The sequence below is a fragment of the Bacillus sp. JJ1127 genome (genome assembly GCF_036965845.1).
In the GTDB taxonomy this organism is placed as follows: Bacteria; Bacillota; Bacilli; order Bacillales; family Bacillaceae_G; genus Bacillus_A.
The window spans coordinates 1-22,027 of sequence record NZ_JBALQK010000026.1; the positions used below are offsets into that span (position 1 = coordinate 1).

The 22,027-nt window shown below is 40.3% G+C and carries 26 protein-coding genes; 1 reads left to right on the forward strand and 25 read right to left on the reverse strand.

What is annotated here, in order from left to right; genetic code table 11:
* Positions 1–63: 63 nt before the first annotated feature.
* Positions 64–276, forward strand: a complete 213-nt coding sequence (locus tag V7183_RS03510; protein WP_335358672.1) for a helix-turn-helix domain-containing protein — start codon at positions 64–66, stop codon at positions 274–276.
* 144 nt (positions 277–420) lie between these two features.
* Here V7183_RS03510 and V7183_RS03515 read toward each other — a convergent pair whose 3' ends face one another.
* From V7183_RS03515 to V7183_RS03635, 25 genes are all read right to left on the reverse strand, one after another.
* Entirely contained in the window at positions 421–1,494 is a 1,074-nt protein-coding gene (locus tag V7183_RS03515; protein ID WP_335358718.1) for an N-acetylmuramoyl-L-alanine amidase, read from the reverse strand.
* Between the two features lie 26 nt (positions 1,495–1,520).
* Complete coding sequence (locus V7183_RS03520) at positions 1,521–1,751, reverse strand: BhlA/UviB family holin-like peptide (protein ID WP_335358673.1); 231 nt, start codon at positions 1,749–1,751, stop codon at positions 1,521–1,523.
* 111 nt (positions 1,752–1,862) lie between these two features.
* Entirely contained in the window at positions 1,863–2,021 is a 159-nt protein-coding gene (locus tag V7183_RS03525) for a hypothetical protein (RefSeq protein WP_335358674.1), read from the reverse strand.
* Positions 2,021–2,314, reverse strand: coding sequence for a hypothetical protein (locus V7183_RS03530; RefSeq protein WP_335358675.1), 294 nt, complete (start codon positions 2,312–2,314; stop codon positions 2,021–2,023). Before V7183_RS03530 ends, V7183_RS03525 begins: the two co-directional genes overlap by 1 nt.
* A 15-nt stretch (positions 2,315–2,329) precedes the next feature.
* A complete protein-coding gene (locus V7183_RS03535) occupies positions 2,330–3,613 on the reverse strand; it encodes a hypothetical protein (protein WP_335358676.1) in 1,284 nt (427 codons plus the stop codon).
* A 13-nt stretch (positions 3,614–3,626) separates the two neighbouring features.
* On the reverse strand, positions 3,627–4,721 hold the full coding sequence (locus V7183_RS03540) for a siphovirus ReqiPepy6 Gp37-like family protein (RefSeq protein ID WP_335358677.1): 1,095 nt from the start codon (positions 4,719–4,721) through the stop codon (positions 3,627–3,629).
* Position 4,722: 1 nt separating this feature from the next.
* Positions 4,723–5,595 (reverse strand): phage tail family protein, encoded by an 873-nt coding sequence (locus V7183_RS03545; protein ID WP_335358678.1) that lies wholly within the window; start codon positions 5,593–5,595, stop codon positions 4,723–4,725.
* 3 nt (positions 5,596–5,598) lie between these two features.
* Complete coding sequence (locus V7183_RS03550) at positions 5,599–10,101, reverse strand: phage tail protein (protein ID WP_335358679.1); 4,503 nt, start codon at positions 10,099–10,101, stop codon at positions 5,599–5,601.
* Positions 10,102–10,181: 80 nt separating this feature from the next.
* Positions 10,182–10,436 carry a hypothetical protein gene (locus V7183_RS03555; RefSeq protein ID WP_335358680.1) on the reverse strand — a complete coding sequence of 85 codons (255 nt, stop codon included), beginning with the start codon at positions 10,434–10,436 and terminating at the stop codon, positions 10,182–10,184.
* Positions 10,437–10,525: 89 nt separating this feature from the next.
* Positions 10,526–10,900, reverse strand: a complete 375-nt coding sequence (locus tag V7183_RS03560; RefSeq protein WP_335358681.1) for a tail assembly chaperone — start codon at positions 10,898–10,900, stop codon at positions 10,526–10,528.
* A 75-nt stretch (positions 10,901–10,975) separates the two neighbouring features.
* Complete coding sequence (locus tag V7183_RS03565) at positions 10,976–11,461, reverse strand: phage major tail protein, TP901-1 family (RefSeq protein WP_335358682.1); 486 nt, start codon at positions 11,459–11,461, stop codon at positions 10,976–10,978.
* A gap of 12 nt (positions 11,462–11,473) precedes the next feature.
* Positions 11,474–11,884, reverse strand: a complete 411-nt coding sequence (locus tag V7183_RS03570) for a hypothetical protein (RefSeq protein WP_335358683.1) — start codon at positions 11,882–11,884, stop codon at positions 11,474–11,476.
* 2 nt (positions 11,885–11,886) lie between these two features.
* Entirely contained in the window at positions 11,887–12,246 is a 360-nt protein-coding gene (locus V7183_RS03575; RefSeq protein ID WP_335358684.1) for a hypothetical protein, read from the reverse strand.
* Positions 12,246–12,620 carry a hypothetical protein gene (locus V7183_RS03580; protein WP_335358685.1) on the reverse strand — a complete coding sequence of 125 codons (375 nt, stop codon included), beginning with the start codon at positions 12,618–12,620 and terminating at the stop codon, positions 12,246–12,248. Before V7183_RS03580 ends, V7183_RS03575 begins: the two co-directional genes overlap by 1 nt.
* Before the next feature lie 6 nt (positions 12,621–12,626).
* Positions 12,627–13,448, reverse strand: a complete 822-nt coding sequence (locus V7183_RS03585; protein WP_335358686.1) for a hypothetical protein — start codon at positions 13,446–13,448, stop codon at positions 12,627–12,629.
* Positions 13,449–13,452: 4 nt separating this feature from the next.
* A complete protein-coding gene (locus V7183_RS03590) occupies positions 13,453–13,794 on the reverse strand; it encodes a hypothetical protein (protein WP_335358687.1) in 342 nt (113 codons plus the stop codon).
* Positions 13,795–13,809: 15 nt separating this feature from the next.
* A complete protein-coding gene (locus V7183_RS03595) occupies positions 13,810–14,004 on the reverse strand; it encodes a hypothetical protein (RefSeq protein ID WP_335358688.1) in 195 nt (64 codons plus the stop codon).
* A 50-nt stretch (positions 14,005–14,054) separates the two neighbouring features.
* Positions 14,055–15,179 (reverse strand): SU10 major capsid protein, encoded by a 1,125-nt coding sequence (locus V7183_RS03600; RefSeq protein ID WP_335358689.1) that lies wholly within the window; start codon positions 15,177–15,179, stop codon positions 14,055–14,057.
* A 65-nt stretch (positions 15,180–15,244) separates the two neighbouring features.
* Entirely contained in the window at positions 15,245–15,898 is a 654-nt protein-coding gene (locus V7183_RS03605; RefSeq protein ID WP_335358690.1) for a phage scaffolding protein, read from the reverse strand.
* Between the two features lie 90 nt (positions 15,899–15,988).
* The gene (locus tag V7183_RS03610) at positions 15,989–17,503 is read right to left on the reverse strand and encodes a phage portal protein (protein WP_335358691.1); all 1,515 of its coding nucleotides are present in this window, start codon (positions 17,501–17,503) and stop codon (positions 15,989–15,991) included.
* Positions 17,504–17,519: 16 nt separating this feature from the next.
* Entirely contained in the window at positions 17,520–19,226 is a 1,707-nt protein-coding gene (gene terL, locus V7183_RS03615; RefSeq protein ID WP_335358692.1) for a phage terminase large subunit, read from the reverse strand.
* Positions 19,226–19,699 (reverse strand): phBC6A51 family helix-turn-helix protein, encoded by a 474-nt coding sequence (locus V7183_RS03620; RefSeq protein ID WP_335358693.1) that lies wholly within the window; start codon positions 19,697–19,699, stop codon positions 19,226–19,228. The genes terL and V7183_RS03620 overlap by 1 nt, the downstream gene beginning before the upstream one ends.
* 271 nt (positions 19,700–19,970) lie before the next feature.
* Positions 19,971–20,540, reverse strand: coding sequence for a recombinase family protein (locus V7183_RS03625; protein ID WP_335358694.1), 570 nt, complete (start codon positions 20,538–20,540; stop codon positions 19,971–19,973).
* A 762-nt stretch (positions 20,541–21,302) separates the two neighbouring features.
* Positions 21,303–21,788, reverse strand: coding sequence for a hypothetical protein (locus V7183_RS03630; RefSeq protein WP_335358695.1), 486 nt, complete (start codon positions 21,786–21,788; stop codon positions 21,303–21,305).
* Positions 21,789–21,840: 52 nt separating this feature from the next.
* Entirely contained in the window at positions 21,841–22,026 is a 186-nt protein-coding gene (locus tag V7183_RS03635; RefSeq protein ID WP_335358696.1) for a hypothetical protein, read from the reverse strand.
* Position 22,027: the final 1 nt, after the last annotated feature.

Sequence of the window (22,027 nt, forward strand, 5' to 3'; positions counted from 1 at the left end):
CTTATAATTATAGTAATTACTTTTGTTATTACATTTGTTTGAACTTTAACGAGGAGGATAACTATGCCGAAAGTGCATGTTACTTTAGATGACGTTTTAAAAAAGAAAGGCAAAACTCAAAAAGAACTTGCGGAGTTAACAGGTATTAGACCTGCTGCTATTAGCGAGTTATATAATAATCAACGAAAATCTCTAAATAGAGAGCATATCGATAAAATACTAACAGCATTAAATATAACTGATATAAATGAGTTAATTACGATTGTAAATGATTGAATGCCCTAACTGCAATCGAAAGCAAGGTGCACGTAAAGGTGCAGGACAGTTTGTATGCGAAGCTGCAAGAAGTTAACTAAATCGAGAATCTAAAAAATGCGACCGCCCGTAATAGGCGGTCTTTTTACGTACTCCGTGCTTCGTCTACCTTACGTCCACATACGCATCACTAGCCGTAATGTAGTACGTATTCCCTTTCGAATTATGCACTCGATATTGTGGCGAACCGTTTACGTCAACCTTTGCATCGATAGTAAAGCCAAGTCCTGCGTCAACAGTACCGGCTACATACGACTTGTCCCACGTAGCTTTCGTGTAGAAGTTTAGGTCGTTTACTTTCGCTACGACACGCTTGCCTACTACGTTATCACTTTGTTTTCCGCCGACTGACGCTGCGCTTTGAGCGTAACGAATATAAGACGGATCATATTTCACCCATTGGTCGTTACCCAAGCATAACCACTTACCGTTAGGTCCGTTAACTTCACCCCATACTTGATACGCTTCGCCTCGTTGTAACTTGCGAATTACTCCGTTATCAGTACTAGGACCCTTGCGTAAGTTAACGTTAGCGCCTTCGATGTATGCGACGCCGTTAGTCGACGTTACCTCGCTAGGTGTTTCCGGTTTAGGCGTAGGATTTACTACGATTGGCGATTCGTTATTATCATACGCACGCTTAACATCCGCTCTAAACTGCGCCATAGATACGCCGTGAGAAGCTAAGTAAGCGCGTGGGTCTTCGTGATCAGTTCCGCCTAGTTTACGAGTTACATCCTCGTGCGTCCATAGACCTTGTTCGACCGTTAAGTTACCGTCCTTTAGAATCTTCGCTAGTAATTTAACGTATCTTTCATAGGACGATTTAAACTTCGCTGGATTACTAGTTTCGGAGAGTTCAACGTGGACGAACCGTTTATTTGCCGAAGGTCCAGCACCGTAGGCTACATAACGCGTATCGGCGATTTGAATCGTTTCGTTCCAGTCTACCGCAAAGTGAACGAATGCATTACGCCAAGTCCTCGCTTCATAGTTTCGGATATTAATAGCTGGTGCTTCCGGTGTAGCGGTCGAATGAGCTACTACACCTTCGTATGCACCGACTCCATAACGATATGCTTGTTTCGGTAAATCCGGTATTAACATACGGTTAATCGTTAACGCTTCGGCAAACGCCCCGCCCATGAACGAAAAAAAGACCACCATTACGGTAGCCATCGAGAGTAATAGTTTTGTAAATCGCGTCACTTTACGTCCTCCTTCGTATTTAATATCTGTTTGATTTCCGTTACATCTTTCGATAACGAGCCGAAGGCTTTCGCTTGTTCTTCGATTACCTCTTGGTTCTTCTCGATTACTAACTGATATTTACCTTCGCGCTCTTTACTTTCTTTGCGTGAATCGAAAAAGAGCCAAACGAAAAGAGCCGCTAACAGCCCTTGCGATAATGCTAATTTAAAGATTTCTTCCGTCATAGATACCGTTCATCCCCTTTCGACGAATAAAAAATAACGCTCACTATTCCGTGGCGTCTGCGTCTAGCTTTTTATATACTTTTTCTTAATGTAATACATCGCATAATAAAATTAGATATCTTTCGTATTCTCTAAAATATAATCCTCTACCGCTATGCGATACTCTTGATTTGTAATATCATCGATAATATATGTTTTACCTGTTTTCGGGTTAAGTCCTCCATTTATAATCCGTTCTGCACAAATTCTTACTACTACTCGATTTACCATTATAAAATTCCTCCCACATTAGCGTCTGCCGCTAAAAGTAATTCGTTTTCTAATTTTTCAAGCTGTTGTTCTGGTGTTAATACTTGTGGTATTTCTTCTAAAATAGGTTGTTTTGTTTCTATATCAACACCAACTATGCGATGTGTTTGAAAATTAATCGATCCAAATGAGATATCAATAAAATTTAGCTCTTTGATTTCTTTCCTTGGTAAAATGTTACCTGCCATTTGACCTAGTTCAACAACAATATCTCCGTCTTGATCATAGATAATTCTGGTGCCTATTTGATTCAATGTAGCTAACCTCCTTTATTCGACTGCATACCAACGATAGTACATTGTATAAGAGTCTGAAAACGCTTTTTTTATTGTAAATTGCGGTGAATTTGGTTTCGTTGCAGGCAATACCTTTATTGCCATATCAGCTAATGATTGTTTCCATCCTGTATTCAATCCACTAAAATCTGTCCATGTGAAAGCGACGTCAATATTAGGGGTATTTGCATTTGGTTCGCTTGAATATACAATGGCAAGTAATGACGGTATGAATGTTAGTCCTGATATTGTTATACTTGCTGTTGTGCCAGGTAAATTACCTGTTCCGGTAGCCCATTTCTTTCCTGTATTTACATTCGCTATCTTACTCATTAACGAATCCAATGATTCCGTACCACTAGCACTTGTACCCTTTGCGGTTAAATTAGCTGCCCCTTTATTTTTCGCATTCTGTATATGCGTTTTAAGCTGGACAAAAGTATTATCACTCGTTGCCGGAGAGCCGATAACGGTTGCTAGCGCTTTTTTACCGTTATCGGCACTTGTAAAAAGTTCATTCATTGCGTTAACAATAGACGTTTTATTTGTCGTTAGTAATGTTGATTTATCACCGATATCCTGTTTTAAAACATCAATCTTGTTAAAGAGATTACCAGCTACATCCCCATCTAGTGTATACTTCAGTTCGGAAAACCAAGATTCAAACTCCTGTTTATATTGTGTTGTCCATGTCGCTAAGTCTAATTCTCCTTGGACTTTTGTCTGATCAAACCAAGACTGAAATTGCTTGAATATCAATGTTGTATCCGCCTGTAAAAGCGAATTAACTACGCCACATAAATCTTTATTCAACCGTAAATCTGTAACATTAGCTTGTGAGACCGTAATAGCACCGTTCTTTACAAAAATATCTGCGATACCTAACTCGTATATATCAGTATCTCTTTGTAACTCGGGAGCTACTGGACTACTAGCGAATTTCCCCTTTTTCACTTCTGCGGTAATGACGCGAGCTAGATAATCGCAACGAATCACCACACGGTCAATTCGTGAAAGAACACCGTCTGCTACATCAATTTTCAACTCTTTATCATCCGTGTTGTGATACATACGTCCTTTCATCCACGCGGCGCCCGGTCGTACTCTCACTTTCATCCCGGTACCATCCGCAATCACCTGTATGTTATCGCCTACATTCGGGAAGTATCCGTCGGTTATGAATTTATTAAAATAGTTCGCGAAGTCTTCCGATTTATAGACGCGGTCGCCTTTTCCGCTTGCATCTCGTATACTATCAAATGCGAAATTCTTTTCCACGTAATCGCCTCCTTTAGTTTATTTTTCGTTTTATGGTGTCAATTAACGTCGGTTTATTCGTACCAAACTCGACATTTACGTTTAATATCCCGTTCTCGTATTCTTCTGTAACGGAGGTAATACGTGGATGCATTACGATGCCCCATTTCTTATTTAATACTGTTACTCTATCGCCAAGATCGAAGTCTTTTCGGTATATGAACTGCGAGTTACTATCGACTTCCCCTTCGAATGCCTCAACGTTTTCAGCTTCGGCAAGTTTACTTAAGCCACGGTCTTTTAGCATTTTTTGATACTTATCGGTAGAAATCACGTTTCCGTCTTCGTCTTGATCGGATAAGTCTCGGGCATCTACGAACATCTCAACGCGTTCCCACCCGCTTAAGTCATCGCGAATCAATTCGATTTTACGTTTCTCACCTTCGCCCGCCCCTGCTACTAGTACCATATTTGCGAATTGAGAACTATCCTTTACGTACTTTTGATTCACAACGTTTTCATATTCGGTGCTAAAAATAACGGGGTCTTTATCGTTTTGATTGATGGATAAATCTTCCCCTCGGAATACATCGAACTTAAATTCCTTTGAATTTATATCGAATAGTACTCGCCAACCTACGTCATTTTTAAGTGAAGTACTCTCTAAAATTTCGACTAAAGGTTTATATGAACATACCTCGCTTGTCTCGCCGAAAGTCTTTGGCGGTGAAACCGAAAAATTAGGTAGAATACGTTTTGGATTTTCCGGAGTGATAACGTTATATTTGACGAAAGATTTCATAACCGTATCTATATCGCCGTCATAGCGTTGTTGCCTCCATACGATCCTTCTCGCTAGTAAATTCTCGATTGAGAAACCTTTTACTGTTAATTTTTCTTGCGTACCTTCCTCCTCGATTTCGTGAGAACAAATATAATACGCTTCTTGTACATTGTCACTTTTCGCAAAGATATTTCCTTCGGATAGTAACTCAAATACTTCGAAAGTGAATTCTGCCGTTAAAGTGAATTTGCCAACGTTAGTTAAATTTCGCTCTACAATAAGCGCGTTATAATCATCTACGATACCTAGAAACTCGAACTGACGGTTAAATATATATAATTCCATACTAAACCCCCAGTATTTTAGAAGTATGGTAGATCGTTACCTCTAACTGTTCTAAGTTTTTCTCTGCGTCATAACGGAACAAGTTATCGCCAATCTCTAATTGTAAAAACGTGCTTCCTAGTTCCAATCGACGCATAATTTTTCCTTCGACGCTACTCATGACTGATTTATTACCACGCGTAGTATTTACGATAATCGTTTCGCCTGGAATCATCGTTTTATTTATTCGTAAGTATTCTTGTGTGTTAACGTTAACTAAGGAAGGATTTATAACCGTACTTAATGCACGAAAATGGATTTCCATTCCTGTTTCGGTGTGCCCTTCGTTAACCACGTTTACGATAAGACTCGGCGACCTGTATCCGAATTCTAGTCCGTCCATCGGAATCTCTAACGGAAATTCAAATGCGCCTAACCACAACGCAATTTCATCACGCTTACGTCCTTTTCGGAAATACGGGTCAGGACAAACGAAACTAACTGTCGCCTTTTGCCATCTGTGCCCACGATTTTCATTTCCGTCTGGAAACGACGGTAAACTTTCGATTGTCGCATCGATTTCGACGGTAATACTTTCGTTTTCATAACGAAGTACACCTAGACCTAATTTCGGATTTAATACACGGGTTAATTTACTACGATGTTTTGAGATTGTTCCGTAGTTTTCTGCTTCTATAAGTAATTCAACATCTATTTCACGTTCCGCCATTAACGCGTTTACGAATTTCGAACCATCCTTATATGAAGATTTCTGCGATTGTATTTCTGCTTCGACATCGCCCAATCCTGTAATCGTTACAATTTGAAAAGGGAGAGCATCGCTGATAACGACACTCTCCCCTTTCGCATTTGTAAACGTTACTTTTTCCATCATAGACTACCACCCCATTTCCGTACCAAGTTGTCTAAGCACACGTTTCTGTTTACGTAAGGCCTGCGCTTCCGATGTACCATCCGGCAATTGAATATTTACCGTAGGCTGGAACGAATTTTGCACCTGTGCACTACGTGATGTACCGTTATCCAATACACGTCCTCTAATCGACTGTACTCCACTAACAACGTTAGGTTGTACGCTAATCTGTTCTGGTCGCATCCACTCAGCTGCTTCTAACGCTGTCTGTTCAACCGCTCCACGCATCGCTTTCATACCGTTAATCCAACCTTGCATCATATTGACACCGATCATATCTCGCATCCAACGAGACGGTGAATGGATATCTAGCGCTGACTGAATTACCGACTTGATTGAATTAGCGATAGATTCTGCGACTGCCATTAGCTCCGGACGCATGCCTTCCATGCCTTGCATTAGTCCGCGAATTGCGTTCGCCCCGATATCTGGTAATGTAGCCGCCATTGCGTTAAATTCGAATAGTGTTCCCGTGTTGATTTCAGCGATTTTTGTTGCGAATTCGCCTTCTAATAGCGCAAGTTCTTTCGCTGATCCACTTCTCAATTCATCAAGTTTCTTAAGCATATCGTCTTTCATAGATTTCATTTGATCTGTCGAAACGATGCGAGCTTGTTCCATTTTAATAAGCCAAAGATGATTGTACTTTCTCAACTCTTCATCTGTCATTTTCGCAAGTACAGCCACTTCTCCCGCCGCCTTTGGACCCATTTGTTTCAATTCTTCTAATAAACCGTTGTCTAACCCACGGCTTAAAAGCGATTGAATATTATCCGCCCATTGGTCAACGACATCCACTTGACTAGCTAAGTTACCAAGTAAATCTTCTGCGGTTAATTCCGTTGTACCTTTAGCTTTATCGAAAAGTCCAACGAAATCAGTAATCGAACGCGCACGATTCGCAACGGCTTTTTCGTATTCCGCCGTTATCGCCTTTTCTTGCTCAATTAATTTATTATTTATCGCCTGAGCTTTCGATACGTATTCCTCGTTAATTTGAAGTAGTTTATCGTTAATTTCTTTCTTAACGCGTACTACTTCTTTATCCGCTTCCATACGCTCTTTTGTGCCTTCAGCGAAACGACTTTGCACACGTTCCCATGCGCGGAGTTCGTCCGTTAACGACAGTTGTTTTAGCGCTTTCTTATCTACGATCCAGTTTTTCGACTCTTCGAACGGATATTGCATCGCCCTAGCTAACTCATTGGCTGCTTGTCCTACTTCGTTCTTTTGACTAAGCATACCGATAATAAGACCTGCTCCGATGTTCTTACCGATTTCATCACGCATTACACGGGAAGGAGAGTGAATATCAAAGAAGCTAGTCAATGTGTCTTTAATATTGCTACCAATATTCTTAACAGCATTTATTGCACCACTAGCCATTGACTTAATACCATTGATTAAACCGTTAATGATATTTTTACCAATTTGGACTAAATCAAGATTTTCGAACGTAGATTTGATGTTATTCATGATGTCAGTAGCAATCTGCTTTGCTGTATTGAAAGCACCTTTCCAATCACCAGAGAATAATTGCCCGACCATTTTGACTAATCCTTTTATAACAGTTACAGCATTCGTGATAGCTAGTTGTATATTGGCAAAAGCGATTTTAACAACGCCTTCGACAATAGGGAATATCATTTGGAATAGTCCTTGGATAAAGGAAAGAGCTGCCTGTATAACTTGTTTAACATTATCAAAACCGCTAGACACGATAGTCTTGATTCTACTCATAAGGTCATTGTCCCAGATTCCTAACATACGAGGAATGATTGAGATGATCCCTACACAAAGCTCTGTCAAGATTTTCTTACCTGCTTCAAGCATTTGAGGTAATGAATCCCATAAAATTTTAAGGATTTTAACTGTTATATCTATAATAGTTGTTACTAGTTGCGGTAAAATCTTGATAATTCCATCGATTAAAGCCATTAATATTTTGACACCCGCATCTATAATCTTTGGTAAGTTTTGAACTAAAGTGTCTGTTACTTTTATGATTAAATCTAGTGCTGTGTTAGTTAGTTGTGGTAGTATTTGGATAATACCGTCTATTAATGCCATCAGAATTTTAATACCAGCGTCAAGAATTTTCGGTAGATTTTGCATTATCGTATCATATATCTTCATAATCAGATTTAACGCTGCATCAGTTAATTGAGGGATCATTTGAACAATACCGTCAATTAAAGTCATTAGAATTTTTATGCCGGCATCAAGTATTAACGGTAAATTTTGAGTCAACATGTCACCTATAGTAGTGATTAAATCTACTGCTAATTGGATTAAACTAGGTAACATCGATACGATTCCGTCAAGTAAAGACGTAAGTATTTGTATGCCCGCTTCAGCAATCATAGGTAAGTTTTGCACTAACGCATCAGATAAAGCTGTGACCACCTGAATAATCGCTTCGACAATTAACGGTAAATTTTGAGTAATTCCGTTTATTAGCGCCATTAAGATTTGCATTCCAGCTTCAAGCAACACCGGTAATAAAGTGCTTATCAATTCCGTTAGCGTACTCATCAAAGTGGTTACTATAGTAACTAGCGATTCTATAATAATAGGAAGAGCTTGAGTCAGACCGGTAATGATATTCGTTATAATTTGCACTCCGATTGTCACTAGTTGTGGTAATGCTGTTGTAAAAAAGGTTACTAGACTCGTAATTAAAGTGTTAATAACCTCTAGAATGATAGGCATTCCAGCTGTAATTGCCTCTGCGATAGTCGGTGCGAATCTTGCCGCGGCTATCATAATTGCGGGAATCCCGCCGAGTAAATAGCCGACAATTGTTGGGGCAATCGTTGCAAAAATCGTCGTTAATTGGCTAAAATCTCCGCTAAATGCCGCTTTTATCGCCTCAAAAAGACTTAAAAGTCCCTCTCGAATGGAAACGACCGCCTCACCGATTACTTGTGCCGCATTTTGGAATCCTTCAGGTAAATGTGTAATCCAGTCGTTAAGGGCGTCACCATCTAGTGCTGCGAAGAGTAGATATTTACCTAACGCAACTAATGCTTGTCCGAAAGCGTTTATACTACTTAACACCTCGCCTATTGACTGCGCAATACCTTGTAGACATTCCGGTAAATGAGTAATCCAATCATTAAGAGCATCACCGCTTGCTGCCGCCCAAAATAGGTATTTACCTAAGTCAATTAACACTTGAACGAAGGCATGAACTTTACTCAACGCCTCCCCAATCGCTTGTGCCACGCCTTGCATACTTTTCGGAAGGTGTGTTAGCCAATCGTTCATTGAATCGCCACTAGCTACCGCCCAGAATAAGTATTTACCTAAATCTAATAGTGCTTGTCCAAAGACTTTTAGACTAGCGACTACTGACATGACGCCATTTCTAAACGTCTCGCTCGTCTTCCATAAATGTGTCATTCCGACTACAAGCCCTGCGATAGCTGCCGCAACAATCCATACAGTAGCACTCATGGCAGCGAATCCCGTGATAATAGGCATTATTGCTGGTTTAAGTGAGAACAAAATTGCTCGTAATCCCTTAAAGTAACCAATACCTATTGACAATGGCGATAGTATTAACATCAAGGCGGGAACTAACATCATCGTACCTTGTATAAATTTAGCTAAAGCTGGATGAGCTTCGTTGAATTTTATAATTAAGTCGGCTATGCCTGCTATAAAATTGAATAGCGGAATCATTACGGCTGCAAAGGCTTCTTTCATCGGGTTAAAGGCTTCCCCTAGTTTCTCGATCATGTTCCCATACGCTTCTGCATACTTCGGATTCATTTCCATATTAGCGCTATGCAAAGCACCATATAACATAAGAGCGGACGCTGCCGCCATGCCGAACACCATTGGGAATGCCATTACTTGTTTGTCAATATCACGCATAGTGTTTTGTAATTCTTTCATACTAGCGGTCGGACCTAATAACTCTAAAGCTAGTTGTGCGGAACTACCTGAGTTTGCTACTTGTTCTAGTGAATTTGCTAGTGCTAAACCAGCCCTGTTCGCGGATAATAAAGGGTTGCCCATATTAGCGTAGTTATTAGATATCCTACTAGCGGTAGTACTCATGTTGTTCATCATACCAATTGTCTGTAACATCGACACCATAGCCGTTTTATTAGCATTTAGCATCGCATCTGCCGCTTTCTTTTGTTGTGCCCCTAGTTCGGTAGCTTGGCTTATAAGTTCTTCCGTTGACCCCAAATAACTATCCATACCGTTAGCTAACTCATAAAAACCTTTTTCAACTTCAAGCATCTGACGGCGGAAAGGCATTAACGCCTGTTCATTAGCTAACCTCATCTCGTTCTGCATAGCGCGGATTTCTTGCTGAAGCGCCCTCATCTCTTGGTTAACACGTGCGGCATCGCTAGATACTTGACCCATGCCCGAACTAAAGTTACCTGTATTAGGTGCTGGTACGTCCGTGTTTATACTATTTACTGTACGTTCAACATCCTGTACCATACGCTCTACTTGACGAAAGCTATTTTGTATATCAGCTATATCTGCTAATAACTGTATTTCTACGCTATTTTGGCTAATTGTTACTCACCGTCCTTTCCGTTTTGACTTCGTAATGCTTGTTCGATGTTGTCGAATAGAGCTTCGTTAGCACGGATTTTTTCCGTTAACAACTCACGTTCTTTTTCACGCGCTTCTGGTACTCTATCGTTTTCAGGACGTTTAAATATGTCATCTAGCGACTTAACTTTGTCGCTTTGTGCATTCCGATTAAACAACGCCTGCACACTCGCAATTTCATAAGTATCAAGCAACCGTTCTCGATACCCCGTAAGCATGATATGATATTCTCGTAAGCTTAAGCGCTTAGACTTCAACGCATCCATGCCGAAATATCGAAAACAGTCTGCCTGTAAATCGTCAACGTTTATGCGTACAGTGCGTCTAACGATTTCTTCTGATCTTCCGTCATGTTCGCTAGAAGTTTCGTTACTGTTTTCTTGAAGAAAAAACTATTAAGAACGACCGCCTTGTTAATTTTTAAAATATCGTCGAAAGATAACTCCTCCGCCATTAGTTGACGCTCGATTTCCGCCTCTACGTCTTTTCGCGTAATACCTTCTTGCGTGTAGATCAATGCGTAGTAAACAACGTCGATAAAGTCGGAAAATCCACCCTGCATCGCTTTTTGAACGAATCCAAACGGACCACCATTTGCATCGATTAATTTAATTGCTTCAAATCCGTATTTCAGTTCGTATTCTTTTCCTTTAATTTCAAAACGTGTATATGATTTAGCCATGTATAAAAACCTCCGTTATTTTTAGTAAGATTTTATTTTCGAAAATAAAAAGACGAGCGATTAAGCCCGTCTAATTTATGCACCTGGGTTAGCAATTTCACCGTCAGGTGCGCCAGGTGGTAGCGTCGTGATTTTACTTACGGATAACCCGCCGTTTAATTTTGCTTCAATAGAGTACTTCGAGAACTCTTCGTTTTCGTGAGACAATTCAACGCTGCTTAACATGAATGTCCCACTCTTCGATTTATACTCGCCTGCTTTTTCATTACGTAATGATACTTCGTGAATTTTAACGAGCTTCTTATTCGTAATTGCTTCTTCGATGTAATCTAACGCCTCATCGCCTTCGGTGCTTACACCCTCGATAGATACTGATTGTGTTACATCTCCGTAATCTGAACCACTTTTATCCTTCGTTTTCAATTCGATTTCGCCCGCTTCAATAGAGCGTGAGCCAGACGTTTGGTTAAATAGGCGCACCGTTTTAGAAGCGCCAGCCTCTTGTGGAATGTCAATTAAATATAACGTCTCTTTACCTTTAAATTCTCGTGATCCTGCCATTCATATTCCTCCCTAGTTTCTTATGGTTATCGTGATAAAACTACGGTGTTTCGCCGTTACCTGCTCCGTACTTTCTTGTGGTACCGACTCGAACGACAAAACTTCCGCATATAAAAAACCGACTAGCGTAGGCGTCGGACTCGTTACATACAAGTCGATAGGTCGCCTTTCTAGTCGGTCGATGATTCTATCTTGTAATTCATTTCGGTTAGATACTGTATCGGAATAAACTCCGATTTGAATTAAGTGATTTCGTGCGTAATTTTCTTTCGAATACCTGTCGATAGTCCCCATTAAAGACTCAATCGTCAGAAACGGCTTTGCTTTTCCGGTTAAAGAAACGCCGTCAAATACCCAAGTAGTGGGAGCGAACTCTTCTAGCGCTTTTTTCAACGAGTACATTACGTCATTTACCGTATACATCGTTATAAACTCCTTGCTACTCGTTGTATCGCTTTTTCTAAATCGTCCATCAACGGTTGTTTCCCTTCGAACATTGTGTTACGCAAGAATCCTTTTTTCGTTTTGTGCGTATATTCTTGAACGGCTGCATATTCGACAGGTGATCCGTAAGACCAACCTGTTTTATCTTCGTTGATCGGCGCTACGCTTGGGGGAATACTTGCCGCTAAAAGCCCACTGTCTAACGGCGCTCTGTTCGAAGCTGTATTCGCTTGTAGACGAGCATGTTTCTCTACCGTATTCGCAACTGCTGTTTTATAAGCATTTATGTCTAGCATTTTGGATACGTTATCTAGTCCTTTAACCTTCATACTTACTTTCATTAAATCACCCTCTTTACGACTACTTCTCGACGATTGATTCCGCCTAACCCTCGTTCATCAATTAACATGATTACGTACTTGACTTCGTTCCTTTCGAGGTATTCGACGTTTGTTAAGTCAGTATCAAGGCGGAAAGTAACGAGCGCTTCGCCTTCTTTTGCGTCTGTACCTGCGAATTTTACGTTATCTTCAAGCGTAAATTTCTTCCAAACGACTTGTACTGTTTCTTTCGTAGGCTCGCCGTTAATTACTTCGCCAGTAATCGGGTCTTCTTCCGTAGTACCTTTTCGCCATAGAGTAATAGGTTCTCGTCGGTTCTGTTCGATTAATTCGCGATTTCCTTTAATTTGTTCGATGTCTTTTGCGGTTAACACTTGAAATTACACCTCGTCTTTCATAATGTAATTTAAGCGTGATGAACATTGTGGATGCGGCGAAATAAGTTGCGCCATTAAACTTTCTTTCATCGGATAAACTCCAGCTCCTAGTCCGTAGTCGTCCGCTTTCGCTAATTTGTGACATACGTGGTTAGAATGATTAGGGTGGCGGTGACCATTATCTATTAACTTTACCGCCTTTACTATGTTGCTCTCTTGCGCACTATATAACGTAGCACCTCGATAGGCATTATTGCTCTCACTTACCGCTACTCTTCGTATCTTCCACGCTTCGTTATCGTGCACTTCCTTAATCGCTTTTGATAGCTTACTAATGCTTTCCCCACGGATAATAGAAGAACGGATTTTCTTACTTAGTTCATCTCGAAGACCACCCGCAAGGTTCCAAACTCTGTCCGATAGTATTAAACCGTCGGTGCCTTCTCGATTAATTAAGAATTTCAAAACGTGTTTGTTTACGAAATTGAGTGTACGATCTAAAGGGGTAGCGATTGAAGCAAATAAGCCAATCGTCGCAAGTTGCGAAGTTGTCCATTTCGCCGTCTCAACTATAATTTTTTCGAAAGTTAACTCCGCATGCTTGCGTACGGTCTGCTCATATATATCTAAGTCGCGTAGTAACGCACCCATTCGACTCCGATTTATTATGTCGTCTGTTGCATAGCCGGTAATTAATTCGATAAGCTCAAGACGTAATCGTGCTATCTCAATTACCGCTTGCTCCACTAATCCGTTTCTAAAACCACTGTAATCATGCGCTATTTTTTCTAGTGCTTCGTTAAATCTTTGCTGTAATTCGCTCACAAAACTACCTCCAATCCGCTCTCCTTGCAAATGTTTGACTAGCACCTTTGCCCCGTCTATATTTTCGATATTGTTTACGTGCGTCAGCCGCTAGGCTTCGATAATTTGCGAAAATCATGGATTTATCGACAGATTCCTCACCGTCAGTATATTTAAAGAAACGAGCCGAATCTGCTGCGATAGCTTCATAAGCAAACGTAAGTGAAAGATAAAATACCGCATTAGCGTTATCATCTTCGGTAAAATCCGATTCGACTAAAGCTTCGGCTAGCCAAGCGTCAATGTCAGTCGACGTAACGCCTGGTACTTTTGATAATCGAGACTGCAATCGTTCTGACACCGTCATTTGGCGTCACCTCCGTTATTCTGACTTTTTAGTTGTCGACTTACCTCGTGGTTTAGGTTTTGAGTCTAAACGTTCAATAAATGGAGCCTTTTCATCCAAAAATTCGATTTCACTTTCATCTTCTGTTACGTAGTTACCTTGCGAATCAAATTGAACATGGAAATCCGGACGAATTAACTCATAGTTTGGTAATGATTTATATTCCGCCATTTTATCGTCCTCCCTTTTTTAAAAGGAGACGGTATTTAAACCGCCTCTAATTAAGATACTGTTTTAGAAATTCCGCTTAATACAGCAATTGATTCTTTAGCATTTTTGATTTCGAAACCAAGTTCGCCACGGATTACGCGAGAGAAGTAATCCCCACCTGGTAATGTTGCGTCTTGATCATAAATCGGAGTTAAGTAACGAGCCTTAATGTTATTTGTATCTAATAATAGCGCACGGTCTTTCGGCATATTTTGGTCAACAACTACGCTAGAGATCGCACCGCCTGGTAAGTCAGACACGAATGATAAGATTTGATAACCAGCCGCTGTGTCTTGACGAGTTGTACGAATAGTATCGCCGCCTAATTTCGTAAGTTGACGCGCAACGTTAGGAGCACAAAGGATTGTATTCACTGAACCACCTCGAACAAATACTTGCTCAACTGCATCGTTCAATGACTTAGCGTCAATTTCTTTGTTTCCAAAGTTTTGAACGTGTGAACCGTGTTCGCTAGCAAATGCGAATAAACCGCCTGTAGAACGCGGTTGTTGTCCCGATCCAATATATCTACGACCGTAAATTAGTGAATTATTGGCTTCACGAATCAATTCTTGTAAGCGTAGGTTAACTTGGTGATCTAGTTCATCTTCTACACCGTAAGTGTTAACTTGTTGTTGTGTACGAGATACAGATGCATATCGAGAGAAAATTTGAGAGAAGTTAAATGATACTAAACGGTCATTAACCTCATTCTTACGAAAAACATCCTCACCTTCAGGTCGTGGTCGTGCGATTACCTTTAATTCTGCCCCTTCTGTGATTGCTTCAGGAGTTGTTGCGTCGTATCCACGCTGAACAATGATCTTATTCACTAACTCATCCACCGATACGACGCGTAATACCTCAAGACCGTTTTGTACTAACGCATTTTCCGTGAATTTACGTGCCTCACCGTTTGCTAATACTACTTCCGTTGCATCTGCATCCGTTGCTGTCTTGACGATACCTGTATCACTATTTAAGTAATCGTTCTGCCATTCGAATTTTGTTTGCGTAAGTGCTTCACCTTCTCCAATTAAACTGAATAGTACCGGTGCTTTTTGAAGGATTAAGTCTACGTTTGCCGCCATCTGACGTACTTGTTGTTGGAAATTATAAGTATTTGCTACTGCCATATTTAATAGCCTCCTAATTGTTTTTTAATATAAAAAAAGCCGTTGGTTTGGAACCAGCGACTGATCTACTTCTTCGATTTTAATTCAAGTATTTTGTTGTATAATTGCGTAACCTTACCAGCAAGCTTTGGATTTTTTAACGCTTCAGCCTTCGTTTCTGTTAATTCTTTTTCTAACGCTGTTAATTCGTTGGCTTTCGGATTGGTTACAGGATTAGAACCGCCTGATGCATCTACTCCGATTATTTGTTTAAACATCCACGGCTTACTTGCTTTTAAAGACTCGACTGCTGACTCTACGCCTTGGATGTTTCCTTCTTCATCGACATTAATTTCCGACTTATCTAATAGCGCCAATACATCGTTTGGATCATTTGCATTCAAAGAACGTGCAACGCTTTTGATTTCCGTATTTAAGATTCGAGCGTTTGCTTGTTCCTGTGCTTTTTGCGCTAACTCCGATGCTTCCAACGCTTTCTTTGCTGCTTCTTCTTTTTCAGCTTGCAAGCGTTCAACTTCTGACATTTCTTGTTTCTTGCGATCTTCTTCTTCTTTTTGATAATCAGCTAACTTCGCTTTAAGATCGTCATAGTCCTCGTATTTCTTGCGCTCGCGTTCGAGACGTTTAGTTAATACCTCATCTAACTGTTCTTGTGTAAAAGTTTTCGTCTCTTCCTTCGGATCAGTTATGATAACATCCTCATTTACTACCTCACTCATATTAATGCCTCCAACCGTTTTAAGCCCGTCGGCTATTATTTAAAACATCCGAAAGTTTAACGCCATTTCGTAAGGCATGTTTACGATTGGTTATGTCTGATACGGGTCTTGCGTCTGTCTTTTAAGCTGACGTTCTTGGATAATCTCCATAAACTTCTGTTCTGCGTTTTCTTTACCACTTCGTGTAATAGCGCCCTTAATCGACTCCATCTCACTTGCAACTTCCTCACTTAATTGCTCGATTAATGCCTTTTGGTCTTGCGGTAACGGTAATCCGAAAATAATCTCGCTTGCGTAGTGATTATCTACCTTTGCAAGTAATTCTCTATCGTATTTAAACCGTGGATGTTCTTGTCTAGCTTTCATATAGCGTAGAATGTATTCATTTAAGGTCTGTAATCGCGATTGCCAAATTACCCATGCACGTTGTGTTTTCGATACAATCGCGCTAAACATAAGCTGAACAGCCATATCGTTAATACCACCGGTGTTCATATCTGCTGTATTTACGATCGGTACTTCCGTTTTTTCATGGAGTCGTTTTTGCAAGCGGTCAAGATATGCTTCAATCGTTTCCTTAAACTTAAATCCACTTTCTAGCTTACTTGCGCTCGGAACACCACTGTCTTTATCTCCATCACCAAGATTCCATTTTGCACCAGGTGCGACTTGTAACGGGTTTTTCGGGTCCTCGTCGACGTTAATAAGTAGGTTAATAGCGAACATTTCGAAACGAATTGCATCTGAGTAATCCGACATTTTTTTATCGATTTCATCCGATAACTCAATCGTCTTTTCTAACTCACTATAACCGCTAGTACGTCCGCTCAGTTTCTCTGTAGGAACATGTACTACTGGAATAAAATCAAGCCCCATAGACGAGCGTTTAACCCTTGAATCTCTCTCCGTTAACTCTCCGTCATAAATCGCTTCCTCAATTTCGCAATCATATTTTCCGACCTCTTCGTGCCACACCAAGTAATATGAAAGTTTCCATAACCTTGTTTGCTCATCGTCAAGCCACGCTATAAAATGAACGGCGTCTAATTGGTCTTTATCCCATTCGTTGTGTACTGCGATTACCTCTGTCGATGGGTGCCAGATTATTTTTAAATCCCCTCGTCTGTTGTCGTAATGAATGCGGGCATATACACCAGTCTTAGAAATCGAGCGGTCTTTTGCTGCTGCTAGTAACTTCTCGTGCATTCGGTTTTCGTCCCAAACTCTCGTTAACAAACGTTCTTTCGATTTCGCACGACTATTTTCTGTTTGTTGATCTTCACTCGGCGTATATCCTGGTTGAATCATTAGCGCTGGGTCGTCTAAGACATCGGGTGGGACTGTTACTTTCGGTTCCTTCTCGAATTGCCAAGCCGCAATCGTATCGACTATCTTTCGTGGGTAATTAAGTTCTAATTTCGTAGGCTCATAATCCAGTTGTGACGGTTTTGTATAATCAGACCAAACATTCAAGTCTCCGTCATATCGTCGATATAGCCTAATTTCATCAAGGATTCTTTGCCATTCGGTGTCTCCTAATGCTGTACGTATAGGGACGATATGTTCGACAGGATTCATTAGATTAATATCAGGGAAAATCCGCATAAGTTACCTCCTTTCTTTAGTATCGATAGTTACCTGCGTTAGTGGCTTTTCGTTTCGTACGTGAACCACCTACCGACACCGCCATATGTAATCCGTCAGGTCCGTCATCGTGGTTATGATTCGGATACATTTCGAGCATTTCGAGTAGCAAACGTTGATCTCGTTTAAATCGGATACGTCCCGATTGAATGTCCGGTAATAATGATTCAATACGTAATGCTTTTCGTGTTCTTTGTTTAATTTGTTTCATACGTGTGGATGACGGATACCCCGCTTTTTGTAACGCCTGCGATAGCTTGTCCGCAAACCACTCTTGCGCCTGTTGCGCCTCTACTGCGATTCCCGAATACTGATACTGTAGCGATTTCTCTACCGCTTTTTGTAGTAAGATATCAGGATGTACTCGTTCGATAAATGTATCGACGACATAAAAAATACCGTTAGGTGAACGCCCAACGGTTAAAATAACGGAATAATCGCCTTTTTCCTTACCCATGGCGAAGTCTATCCCACAAAAATATTCTAATTGCTTGTTTTCTATATCCTTATCAGTCCAGTACGTGAAATATTCAGGTTTGAATACTTGCGATTCTTCATCGACAGGATTACCAAGATACTCTTGATTAAAAGCCCTCGCACCCATCGATTCACGTTTTTCCATGAAGTATTTATAATCGTATGCTTGCGGCCATAGCACTTTAGTCCCGCGTAACATTTCGTCTTTATTTGCTTCGTAAAACGTATCGGATTTCTCTTTCGCGTCTTTTTCATCGGTATTATATATCTTGCGCCATTCTTCCCATAAATCCTCACGTTCTGACCACGATAAAATCGCCGGGAATTTACGTGAGATGAAATCCTTACGTTTGGTTAGTACGTGATTTAATAACGAATCGTAATGAACTATTGTACCCATGTATACGCAAATACCACCGAACCCTAACGCTTCTAACATCTCAGAACGGAACCAATGTAAGTTTTTCGCACGTAATTCCGGCGTATTCGTATTTTCTCCACTTTCTAAGTCGTCCAATATGAAAAGGCCTGGGCGTTCAGATAAGTGACGTAATCCACGCATCTGAGTACCAATACCCTTCGCTTCAACTTTCGTACCAGTTGACGTAATAAATTCGTATTTGTTATCGACTTCGTTCATCGATGGCTTCGGGTGTAGTATCCCGCCGAAATCCTCACGTAACTTTTCGTTAAATTTAAGCTGGTTTACCGTCCACTTAATGAAGTCACCTGCTACGTCTGTAGTTTCAGATACTTCTACGATATATTTCTGTAATCGATAAACGACTTGGTGGCATAAATATGAATTAGAAAGGTAAGCCGTTTTTGCATGCCGTCGTCCTACCGACCAACCTACGTTGCTTTGCGTTTTACCTTCGGTGATATCGTCGAGTAATGAGCAAAGTGTAATGTGGAAATCGGCTGCATTTTCTAACGCTTGCCCTTCCGGAATCAAATTCGATTCATTATCGGGATTTAATTCGTCGGAAAAGTATTCGTAAGTAAAGCGTAATACGTCGTGTTCGCAATCATGTACTCGTTGTAATTTCTCTAACTCGTCCTCTAACACTTCCCATTGTGTAAGGTCAAATTCGAGTAAATTACCTTTCGAAGCGATTTTTTCGTATTCGTTTCGTAAAAGTAAACGGTCGTCTATCGCTTGTTGTCGTTCTTGTCTAGCTAACCATTTACCGTCAAGCCACGCCATTATTGACCGCCGCCCGTACGTTCTTTCAATCGAGCAAGACGTTCTTCCATTGTTAAACCACCGTCTAATGATTCCGTTTTAACTTCTTGCTTATCGACTAATAAACCACCGAATTTATAGAACAACTCGATACCTTTCATTGATCCTTGGCCTTTCAGCATCATATCGAGGTGTTTTTGCATAACGTCTGGTAAATGCGACATAAATGCGTCGGAAGAAAGTAAGTTAACATACTCGATGAAGTTGCTATCGCGATGTCGCCACGTATATAATTGACGTGTACTGATATTCGATTGTTCGGCGATTTCTTCGAGTGTTAAACGTACTTGACCGATTGCTTTAGCGGATTCGAGCTCAGCTTCGCTTTTATATTCGCCCGCTTTCGGTAGGAATTTATTGATCGATAGTAACGTAGCTGCCGTAATTTGTTCGCGAGTTAGTTGTGTTTCTAAGCGTCGTTTTTTATCACTCATGTAACGTCCTCCTTTCGATTTATACGCTAAAAACGTAGATAAAACTCTAGCGTTTTTGATGCATAGATTATTCGTAATGTATTTGTATTCGTTTACTGTTACGTGTTACAAAACGCTGATAGTTATCTAGAATTTTTAGCGTGTATGGTTACGTTAGGGCTTTCGGTAGACCTGTGGTTCTAGGATTTGTAAGAAATCGTACGGAAAGCGGTCACTTAGGGTATTTCAAAATATCCCCGCCCCCCTTTTAAAACGTAAAAAAGAGCCGGCATTATTTACCCGACTCCTCTTCTTTACGTTTATTTAAGTATTTGTATATCGTCGCTTTCTTAACGCCTGTTTCCTCCGTTATCTCTGCGATACTATACTGATTACTATCGTACATTTCTAACGCTTTGTTTATCCTCGCTTGATCTGCTGGCTTACGTCCGCCTTTACGTCCTCTTGCTCGTGCTGCCTCTAACCCTGCGGTGGTTCTTTCTCTAATCATATCTCGTTCTAGTTCCGCCATTACTCCGATCATACCGAACATCGCTCTCCCCATTGCGGTAGACGTGTCAATACGTTCCTTTATGCTAACTAACTCTACACCGATACTCTCTAACCTATCCGCTATCTCGTACAGTTGTTTTACACTACGTGCTAAGCGGTCTAGTTTATAGACGATTAGAGTGTCGCCAGGTCTAAGTGTGTCTAGACATTTATCTAATTCGACTCTATCCCATTTACCACCTGATTCCTTCTCCTTGTATGTACGCTCTACTCCAGCTTCCTTTAACGCGTCTATTTGTAAATCTAATCGTTGATCTTTCGTTGATACCCTTGCGTACCCTATCTTCATAAGTAACGTCCCCTTTTTGTTCTTCGTTTTATATCGTTACTTATATAGTACACAAAACGTATGGAAACGTCAACTATGAATTATATACGGATTTATAAACTAACGTACGAGTTTATAGACTACGATTATAGCCGTTTATTTAGCGTCTATAAATTAATCGTTTTATAGACGGTTTATAAACGCTAATTTACTAGAAAGCTTACTATGAATAATAGTTAGACCCGATGTTTTCGAGGTACACGTCTCGTGAACGGCTAGGCTGATAAACTACACAGGATATCGGCAGTAATTTACGTTTAAATAGCGGAATCATAACCGAGTTTCTTCCATTATATAGACGTTAATTTATCGGTATTGCGACGACTTCCGAAAGTGTAATAATACACTGTGTATACTCCGTTGAATAGATACTGTACATCGGCGACAGAGATTGCGCTACAAATGGCCCACCAATACATTTATGTTTTATATTTATTACTATTCAGCGGAGTATCTTTTATATAAGTAATTAGTCGATAATATATAAGATAGTAATTCTTTTCTTTGAAAAGGATTACCGGTAAGTATGAACGTTAGTGAATACTTACCGAATAGTACTTAAGCTTTTACTCTTTTAAGGTTTTACTCTTCTATTCTCTTATATTTTTAGTCGCTTAATCTTTTGTTTCTATTTTACAACTTGCTATTTTACTTCTTTCTATTTTTACAGTACCGTTATAGCACCTACCCTTCGTACCGTTATAGGTACTTACGGTCGTTCCGTTATCGGTACGAAGGGAATTTAACGTCACTATAGTCCGGAATGATAACCTCGCCTTCAGTATTAACGACATAACCTCCGTCAGTAATCTGCGGACAAAATGAAGGGAAATACCATTTATAACGTTTTGTCCCTTCGTAATGTGTTCTCGTGATTATCAGTCCGTTAACCTCTAATATCTGCGATAGAAATGCGTGACGTTTCTTATCTATTCCTGTATGATCGGCGATTGAGTCACGGCTTAAAAAACAAGCGCCGAATCTATTGTTAGGCGTCCCATCCTTCCGATAAACATTACCATCTATGTACGTCAGTAACACGATATAGAAAGGTATGATATCACCTATCTTAAGTTTCGGTTTTAATTCACGTATGTCTTTAATAATCCGTGGGAATACCTTACGTATCACATCACGGTTGTATACTTCGTAATTCTGTACGTCTAATAACGCTTGTTTATCACTAGGTAATTGCGTTAATTCTTTCATAATATCGTCCTCCGCTTATAGGTATTCAACATAAAGTAAACGTAAAATTAAATTACTTAGGCTTATTCGCTTGCCATTCCGTTAATAGAGCGTCTAGTTCTTCTGTGCGTGGATATTGCCAGAACTTACGTAATGTGTTTTCATTAAGTCCAGCGCATGTATAACGTTGTCCTCGTTCTTTTAGGAAGACGTGTAATACTGGCGAATAGCAGTAGAAAAATTCGTTTTGTTTACTCATA

Excerpts from the sequence above, each read along its gene's own strand:
- V7183_RS03510 (WP_335358672.1), top strand. The coding sequence starts at position 64 with ATGCCGAAAGTGCATGTTACTTTAGATGACGTTTTAAAAAAGAAAGGC.
- V7183_RS03515 (WP_335358718.1), bottom strand. The coding sequence starts at position 1,494 with ATGGCTACCGTAATGGTGGTCTTTTTTTCGTTCATGGGCGGGGCGTTT.
- V7183_RS03520 (WP_335358673.1), bottom strand. The coding sequence starts at position 1,751 with ATGACGGAAGAAATCTTTAAATTAGCATTATCGCAAGGGCTGTTAGCG.
- V7183_RS03525 (WP_335358674.1), bottom strand. The coding sequence starts at position 2,021 with ATGGTAAATCGAGTAGTAGTAAGAATTTGTGCAGAACGGATTATAAAT.
- V7183_RS03540 (WP_335358677.1), bottom strand. The coding sequence starts at position 4,721 with ATGGAATTATATATATTTAACCGTCAGTTCGAGTTTCTAGGTATCGTA.
- V7183_RS03545 (WP_335358678.1), bottom strand. The coding sequence starts at position 5,595 with ATGATGGAAAAAGTAACGTTTACAAATGCGAAAGGGGAGAGTGTCGTT.
- V7183_RS03550 (WP_335358679.1), bottom strand. The coding sequence starts at position 10,101 with ATGGTACAGGATGTTGAACGTACAGTAAATAGTATAAACACGGACGTA.
- V7183_RS03555 (WP_335358680.1), bottom strand. The coding sequence starts at position 10,436 with ATGCTTACGGGGTATCGAGAACGGTTGCTTGATACTTATGAAATTGCG.
- V7183_RS03560 (WP_335358681.1), bottom strand. The coding sequence starts at position 10,900 with ATGGCTAAATCATATACACGTTTTGAAATTAAAGGAAAAGAATACGAA.
- V7183_RS03565 (WP_335358682.1), bottom strand. The coding sequence starts at position 11,461 with ATGGCAGGATCACGAGAATTTAAAGGTAAAGAGACGTTATATTTAATT.
- V7183_RS03570 (WP_335358683.1), bottom strand. The coding sequence starts at position 11,884 with ATGTATACGGTAAATGACGTAATGTACTCGTTGAAAAAAGCGCTAGAA.
- V7183_RS03575 (WP_335358684.1), bottom strand. The coding sequence starts at position 12,246 with ATGAAAGTAAGTATGAAGGTTAAAGGACTAGATAACGTATCCAAAATG.
- V7183_RS03590 (WP_335358687.1), bottom strand. The coding sequence starts at position 13,794 with ATGACGGTGTCAGAACGATTGCAGTCTCGATTATCAAAAGTACCAGGC.
- V7183_RS03595 (WP_335358688.1), bottom strand. The coding sequence starts at position 14,004 with ATGGCGGAATATAAATCATTACCAAACTATGAGTTAATTCGTCCGGAT.
- V7183_RS03600 (WP_335358689.1), bottom strand. The coding sequence starts at position 15,179 with ATGGCAGTAGCAAATACTTATAATTTCCAACAACAAGTACGTCAGATG.
- V7183_RS03605 (WP_335358690.1), bottom strand. The coding sequence starts at position 15,898 with ATGAGTGAGGTAGTAAATGAGGATGTTATCATAACTGATCCGAAGGAA.
- V7183_RS03610 (WP_335358691.1), bottom strand. The coding sequence starts at position 17,503 with ATGCGGATTTTCCCTGATATTAATCTAATGAATCCTGTCGAACATATC.
- terL (WP_335358692.1), bottom strand. The coding sequence starts at position 19,226 with ATGGCGTGGCTTGACGGTAAATGGTTAGCTAGACAAGAACGACAACAA.
- V7183_RS03620 (WP_335358693.1), bottom strand. The coding sequence starts at position 19,699 with ATGAGTGATAAAAAACGACGCTTAGAAACACAACTAACTCGCGAACAA.
- V7183_RS03625 (WP_335358694.1), bottom strand. The coding sequence starts at position 20,540 with ATGAAGATAGGGTACGCAAGGGTATCAACGAAAGATCAACGATTAGAT.
- V7183_RS03630 (WP_335358695.1), bottom strand. The coding sequence starts at position 21,788 with ATGAAAGAATTAACGCAATTACCTAGTGATAAACAAGCGTTATTAGAC.
- V7183_RS03635 (WP_335358696.1), bottom strand. The coding sequence starts at position 22,026 with ATGAGTAAACAAAACGAATTTTTCTACTGCTATTCGCCAGTATTACAC.